The 6,827-nt window shown below is 33.5% G+C and carries 6 protein-coding genes; 1 reads left to right on the top strand and 5 read right to left on the bottom strand.

Annotation, left to right across the window (positions count from 1 at the left end; all coding sequences use genetic code 11):
• Positions 1–83 precede the first annotated feature (83 nt).
• The 5 genes from AC3WJF_RS22715 to AC3WJF_RS22695 all read right to left on the bottom strand — a co-directional run bounded on the left by AC3WJF_RS22715 (position 84) and on the right by AC3WJF_RS22695 (position 6,309).
• The gene (locus AC3WJF_RS22715; protein WP_492456321.1) at positions 84–2,255 is read right to left on the bottom strand and encodes a DNA topoisomerase III; all 2,172 of its coding nucleotides are present in this window, start codon (positions 2,253–2,255) and stop codon (positions 84–86) included.
• Positions 2,256–2,362: 107 nt separating this feature from the next.
• Complete coding sequence (locus AC3WJF_RS22710; RefSeq protein WP_492456319.1) at positions 2,363–3,361, bottom strand: inorganic phosphate transporter; 999 nt, start codon at positions 3,359–3,361, stop codon at positions 2,363–2,365.
• A 15-nt stretch (positions 3,362–3,376) separates the two neighbouring features.
• Entirely contained in the window at positions 3,377–3,997 is a 621-nt protein-coding gene (locus AC3WJF_RS22705; protein ID WP_492456317.1) for a DUF47 domain-containing protein, read from the bottom strand.
• Between the two features lie 412 nt (positions 3,998–4,409).
• Complete coding sequence (locus tag AC3WJF_RS22700; RefSeq protein ID WP_492456315.1) at positions 4,410–5,348, bottom strand: manganese-dependent inorganic pyrophosphatase; 939 nt, start codon at positions 5,346–5,348, stop codon at positions 4,410–4,412.
• A gap of 151 nt (positions 5,349–5,499) precedes the next feature.
• Positions 5,500–6,309 carry a YitT family protein gene (locus AC3WJF_RS22695; RefSeq protein WP_492456313.1) on the bottom strand — a complete coding sequence of 270 codons (810 nt, stop codon included), beginning with the start codon at positions 6,307–6,309 and terminating at the stop codon, positions 5,500–5,502.
• A gap of 167 nt (positions 6,310–6,476) precedes the next feature.
• Here AC3WJF_RS22695 and AC3WJF_RS22690 point away from each other — a divergent pair, with 167 nt between their 5' ends.
• On the top strand, positions 6,477–6,800 hold the full coding sequence (locus AC3WJF_RS22690; protein ID WP_492456311.1) for a hypothetical protein: 324 nt from the start codon (positions 6,477–6,479) through the stop codon (positions 6,798–6,800).
• The last annotated feature ends 27 nt before the right edge of the window (positions 6,801–6,827 follow it).

The raw sequence follows: 6,827 nt of genomic DNA, 5'->3' as shown, positions 1-6,827 counted from the left end.
ATATTCTGCATGTTCTCAATGTACAGTATGATAAAAAAATGGAAAGGGAAAGGGAATAATAATAATAGCAATTCAAAATGAACTTACTGATATGAAAAGGCAACTTTATTATCCTTCCATTCTATTTTCGCTATAAATTCTTTTCCATCTTTTTTAAACCCTTTGATAAAATCAGTACTTCCTTCAGTGAGTAACTTTCTTACATTTGATTGGGAAATAGTTCTTCCTAATATTTTCTTGGATATGGCAAAATCACATTTAGTAGTATTGTAATTAGAACATCCAAAAATTTTTCCTTTGTCAACGACATCACCATCGCATTTTTTACATTTACCTAACTTCGTCCCAAGCTTCTTATTTTTTGCAGAGGTTTTATTTGCTTTAAATTCTTCTAAATCAAAATATTGAAAATTCCATCTTCCGCTACATTCTTTCGCATCCTCGATTAGTTTAATCGATAGTTTCTTAGCTTGTTCCAAAAAGTGATTTGGGGAAGCTTTCCCCTCACCAATTTCATGCAGCCTTTGTTCCCACTTTGCTGTCATTTCAGGTGATGCTAATATACTAGTGCCAATAGATTCTATTAATAACATTCCTTTGTTTGTAGCAAATACTTGATTCTTCTTTACATCTATATATTTACGATCCTTTAATACTCCTATTATACCAGCACGAGTAGCTTCCGTTCCCAATCCTTCAGTCTTGTTTAAAACCTTTATAAGTTCTTGATCTTCCAGATGCTTACCGGCAGTCTTCATCAATGTAATGAGCTGTCCTTCTGTATATCTCTTTGGTGGCTGTGTTTTTCCACCCTTTACTTTAATAGCTTGGACAACACCTTTCTCTCCATCTCTTAAAGTGGGTAAATCCTGCTCATCTTCCGCTTTTTCGCTTTTTTGTTCCGGATTGTTTTGATAAATTACTTTTCTCCAGCCTTCTTGAATCTGTTCTTTTCCCTTTGATATAAAGGTTGCTCTATTTTCTACCAATGTATGAATTGTCGTATAATCAAAGATTGCCTTTTCATAATGTGCTGCAATTAAACGCTGGACGATTAGAGAATAGATTTTTTCTTCTTCAGCAGAGAGTTTAGAAGGATTAACAACTTGTTCAGTTGGAATAATTGCATAGTGATCGGTCACTTTTTTTTCATTCACATAGCGAGAGTTATTCAGAATAGATGTTATCGGAAGTGGAAAATAGGCTTTATATGAATCCATTTTACTTATCTTTTGAAGTATTTCAGGAAAACTCATTGCCTCCTCTTTTGTAACAAAGCTCGAATCACTCCGTGGATAGGAAATAATGCCTTTTACATATAATTTTTGGGCTATATCAAGGGTTTTTTTCGGAGAGAATTTATAGAGTTTATTTGCGGTCGCTTGTAAAGCAGATAAATTAAAGAATAAAGGTGGTTGAAATTCTTTCCTTTCCTTTTCAATGGAAGAAATGTTCGCTTCTTTCCCTTTACAAAACCCGGCGATTTTCTTGGCCATAGACTCGTTATTCAGTCTTGTTTCCCCGTCTTTATGCCATTTTCCTTCATACATTTTTCCGTTTATATTAAATGTAGCAAAGACCTCCCAAAATGGCTCAGATGTAAAATTCGCAATTTCATTTTCACGTTTGACGATTAATGCGAGAGTTGGCGTTTGGACTCTTCCAGTTGAAAAAACATCCGATATTCCCTTTTTTTGCAGTAAAAGTGTATAGGCCCTTGAAGCATTCATGCCAACTAACCAATCAGCGCAAGCACGGCTGAGCGCTTCGTAATAAATATTGCGTGTTTCGGATTCATCCAATAAATTCTCAAAACCCTGCATTACCGATTTTGTAGTTAAAGAAGAAATCCAAAGACGCTTCATTTTCTTCTGGTTTTTGCATTTTTCTAAAATGATTCTAACAATTGCTTCGCCTTCCCGCTCCGCATCACCCGCAATAATAATTTCATCAATGTCCTTCCGTTGTACAAATCCTTTAATAATGTTAAATTGCTTCCATTTTGATTTTGTTACACGATGCTGGAAATGATTAGGAATGATTGGCAATGTTTCGAGTGACCATTTCTTCCACTTAAGATCATACTCTTCAGGGGGAATAAGCTCACAAAGATGACCAATTGCCCATGTTAGTACAGCTCCTCTTGGAAATATTTGATTTGGAGCAATTTCCACATAACCATCCCTTTTTGTGAAGGAAAATGGAGCTGCTAATTTCAAGCCTTGATCAGGTTTTTCGGCAATAATTAATTTCATTTGAAACTCCTCGCAAATACGTACTTTTATCTTCATTATACTATTAGAGAATGTAAAAAAAAGTATTTGATACAATTAATCAAATACTTTCATTTGTTTTTCTTATTTTAAAAGAATAAATGGATTATACCGTAAAAACAGCCAGCTAAGATTGCTGAGATAGGCAGGGTAATCACCCATGTAATAAGGATTCTTTGTGCAGTACCCCATTTAACTCCTTTAATACGATGCGCAGAGCCAACACCTAGAATAGAGGAAGAGATAACATGTGTTGAACTAACTGGCATATGAATATAAGTAGCACCGAATATAATAAGTGCGGATGATAAATCGGCAGCGACCCCATTTACTGGACGAATTTTCATGATTTTCCCACCAACTGTTTTGATGATTTTCCAACCACCTATAGAAGTACCTATTCCAATTGCGAGAGCACACGATAATTGAACCCAAAAAGGAATATCAGTTGATGTTACATAATGATTTGCGATAAGTGCCATCGTAATAATTCCCATTGATTTTTGAGCATCATTTGTACCGTGAGAATAAGATTGAATCGCAGCAGTAGCAATTTGAATCAAACGAAATTGGTTATTCGTTTTTGCAAGATTTCTATTTTTTAAGGTCAATTTAAAGATTGAATAAATAATAAAACCGATAACAAATGCAATGACTGGAGAAATGAGTAAAGCCTCAATTATCTTTAGAAACCCATGAAATTTAATAGCACCAAAACCAGCAGCGGCAATGGAAGCTCCTGCTATAGATCCGATTATGGCATGGGAAGAACTGCTAGGAATTCCATAATACCATGTAATCAGATTCCAAATTATTGCTGAAAATAATGCAGCAAGAATTACTACTCCACCATTTGGAAGTTGAAATGGATCTACTATATCACTTGTAATTGTTTTGGCTACTCCCGTAAAAGTAAGAGCCCCAACAAAATTCATAATTGATGCAAGTAAAATTGCCTGCCTCGGTTTTAACGCTTTCGTAGATACAGAAGTAGCAATTGTATTTGCTGTATCATGAAATCCATTGATAAAATCAAACACAAGTGCAAAGATAACGATAAGAGTTGTTAGTATTAAAATTGAATTCATTCGCGGCTCTTCCCCTTATGCATTTTTCATGATAATGGTTTCAAGTATATTGGCAACATCCTGACAGTAATCTGAAATTAATTCAAGGTTTTCATAAATCTCTTTATATTGGATGATCGTAATTGGGTTTTTTTCATTTGCAAATAATTCTTTTACTGAAGCGCGTAATATAGTATCACATTTTGATTCATAATCTTTGATTTTAATAGTATGTGGACGAATTTCTAATAGTTTTTTCTTTGCTAAAAATTGGATAGACTGAGAGATTTCTTGACAACTCCCAAAAATTTCAGTCACAAATTCCTTCATGTAGACTGTTGGCTGTGTAATAGAATACATTTCCATCAACGATGCCGCATGGTCAAGGCCATCTAACACATCATCTAACCGCATAGCAAGTTGAAGAATATCTTCACGATCAATTGGAGTAATAAATGCCTTATGGAGTTCAACGATAATATCGTGAATCAGTGTATCTCCTATAGATTCGTAATGTTTCATAGTTGTTGAAAGTGTTTTTAAATCATCGGCATTTTGAATCGGCATTTCCGTTAAAAATTTAGCACTATCTTCCAAATTAGCAGTAATATTGCCTAACATTAGTGAAAATTTATCTTTTTTTTCAATGATTGGCATTCCTATTCCCCCAAAATTGTTTTCTTTTAAGGCTCTTTTCTTAAAACCTTGTTGTTTTTAAAAACTTAAATCTTATAACCATCTTAATTTAAGTTAAGAAAGAATTACCTTTTAAGAAAAGATACCCGAAACTAAGTCCACTTTCGATTTAATAACAAGTGACGAAAAGCAATATTCTATTAAGAAAACAGCTCTAATAAAAACATCACCTACACCATTTTAAATGATTTTCACCAAATAGGAAGATAAATCGACAAAAATTTACGAAATCTTTACAAAAGGAACAACAAATTTTCAAAACAATTTAACATTTGTATGGAATAATAAATAATTTGTCATTTTGTTTCTCCTTTTATACATGAAAAAAGGAGTAATGCTACACATGTAGCACTACTCCTTTTTTTCTTTTGAATTAAAGTTCAATTGTCTTAAATGTTTCAGTTAAAATTGGAACGATTTGTTTTTTTCGAGAGACAACACCTTTTAATACAGCCGTACTGTTGATAAGCTCTACATTATAAGCTTTCTCAACGGCTTTTGCTCCACGTCCTAGCGCAATCGCTGTAGAGTCGTTAGTTAAGATATCTGTTACAACAAATAAGAACAAATCTAATTGCTTATCAGCTATAACATTTGATAAAGCTTTTTCTACATCTGCTTGACGTGAGAAGACATCGTTAATATCAACGGCATTCACTTGGGCAATTTCCACTTTGTATTCACCCATTTGGAATTCTTTTGCATCAAGTGAAATAAGTTGGTCGATTGTTTTATCGCTTAAATCTGCTCCTGCTTTTAACATTGATAATCCAAAGCTTTGCGCATCTACATCTGCAATAGAAGCTAATTCCTTTGCAGCTTCTACATCTTCATTTGTGCAAGTTGGTGATTTGAATAAAAGTGAATCAGATATAATTGCTGACAGCATTAAGCCTGCAATTTCTTTGCGGATTTGAATTCCATTTTCCTTATATAATTTATTAAGGATAGTTGCAGTGCATCCAACAGGTTCAGCGCGGTAATATAAAGGGTCACTTGTTTCAAAGTTCGCAATGCGGTGATGATCTATAACTTCAAGAATGCGAACTTCATTTATATCATTCGCACTTTGTTGACGTTCATTATGGTCAACTAAAATAACGTTTTTTACCTCGCTTGCAACCTTTTCAACTAAGCGAGGTGAATCCATTTTAAAATAATCTAATGCATATTTTGTTTCCCCATTCATTTCGCCTAGTCTTACAGGTTCAACATCGAAGCCAAGCTTTGACTTTAACTCTGCATATGCGATGGCAGAACAAATTGTATCTGTGTCTGGATTTTTGTGTCCGAAAATAAGTATTTTTTCCATTATTCTTCTCCTTCTATTAATTATGTAACATTCGATAATAACGCCCACATTAACAATTCATGTGGACGTTATTTATATTTCCTATTTTATCACATACTACCTCTATTTTACTAAGGCTGTTTTCGTAAAGGTTGTTGTCTTTCATTCATTGTTATCCCCTGTGAAACAAACCCATAACCTCAGCTGTTTCTGTTATATTTACAAAGGCTTCTTTATCTATTTCACGAATTATTTTTTTTACTTCTGTTAATTGATACCTAGTAATCACCGTCATGAGAATTTTGCGGTTTTCTCCCGAATACGCCCCTTCGCCATTCATTAACGTTATACCTCGGTATAAATTAGCCAATAGCTTTTCTTTCATTTCCTCGCCTTGTTTAGTAACAATCGTTAACGTTAATTTTATATGCTTTGTGTGAATGGTATCAATTACCTTCCCTGTCGCAAAGATTGCCACCATCGTATTAAGGGCTGCATCCCATGAGAAAATAAATCCTGACATTACCACAATTACTCCGTTCATAGCAGAGATTATTGCACCAAGGGGGAAATCTTTCTTCTTTGTTAAAAGCATAGCGATAATATCGAAACCACCAGATGACCCAGATGCACGGAAAATCAATCCAATTCCAACACCTGTTAATACCCCTCCTGTTAAAGAAGCTAATAGTGGCTCTGTTGTTATTTTGATAACAGGGATTACATACAAACCAACCGAAAGAACTATGACGGATAATATTGTGTAAAAAATAAATCGTTTCCCAAGTTTTACAAAACCTAACACTAAAAGTGGGAAATTCAAAAGTAAATTAAAAATACCTGTATTAATAGGTGTGATAAAGCCAAGCATGATGGCAATTCCACTTAAGCCGCTACTCAAAATATGATGAGGTATTAGAAAAAAATTATATGCAATACCTACAATTAATGATCCAATAATAATGGTTAAAATATTGAGCATTATTATTCCCCTCTTATACTATAAAATGATTTAGTTTATTATAGTAGAGAAATAAAGAATGTTTAAGATAATAGTTTTTTCTATTTCTTTCGTAAATTAGAATAATGATTTAGAGACAAGCATAAAAAAGAGATAAAGATGTTTTGCCATAGAAGGAGTGATCGTTTTTGAAAACCATATTGAAATCAAAACGAAATGCATTCATTATCATTCTTTTTTGCTTGATTACATTTGCTTATTTAAATACACTTTCTAATCAAGACCTTGACCAAATTACTACAGATGTCCCGACATTTTCTGATAAAGATGCTCAAACCGCAAATCTCGAATCACCAACATTAGAAGAGAGATTGGTAAATACAGAAGAAGTCGATGGATATAGCGTGGAAACCTATCAAGAATTTGAAATTTATAAAGATAAAGATGGCAATATCCAAAAAGTAGTCCCTACATCGAATTTTAATTACTTACGATATAAATCAAATGAATAGATTCAATAGACCTATTATGTCAATCAT

Source organism: Heyndrickxia sp. FW510-T9, from assembly GCF_058781025.1.
The sequence above is the reverse complement of the archived record's forward strand: the minus strand, read 5'-3'. Positions and strand labels throughout refer to the sequence as shown.

Bases quoted from the DNA above. Each gene is read 5' to 3' on its own strand.
- AC3WJF_RS22705 (WP_492456317.1), bottom strand. From the start codon at position 3,997: ATGCCAATCATTGAAAAAAAAGATAAATTTTCACTAATGTTAGGCAAT.
- AC3WJF_RS22715 (WP_492456321.1), bottom strand. From the start codon at position 2,255: ATGAAATTAATTATTGCCGAAAAACCTGATCAAGGCTTGAAATTAGCA.
- AC3WJF_RS22710 (WP_492456319.1), bottom strand. From the start codon at position 3,361: ATGAATTCAATTTTAATACTAACAACTCTTATCGTTATCTTTGCACTT.
- AC3WJF_RS22700 (WP_492456315.1), bottom strand. From the start codon at position 5,348: ATGGAAAAAATACTTATTTTCGGACACAAAAATCCAGACACAGATACA.
- AC3WJF_RS22695 (WP_492456313.1), bottom strand. From the start codon at position 6,309: ATGCTCAATATTTTAACCATTATTATTGGATCATTAATTGTAGGTATT.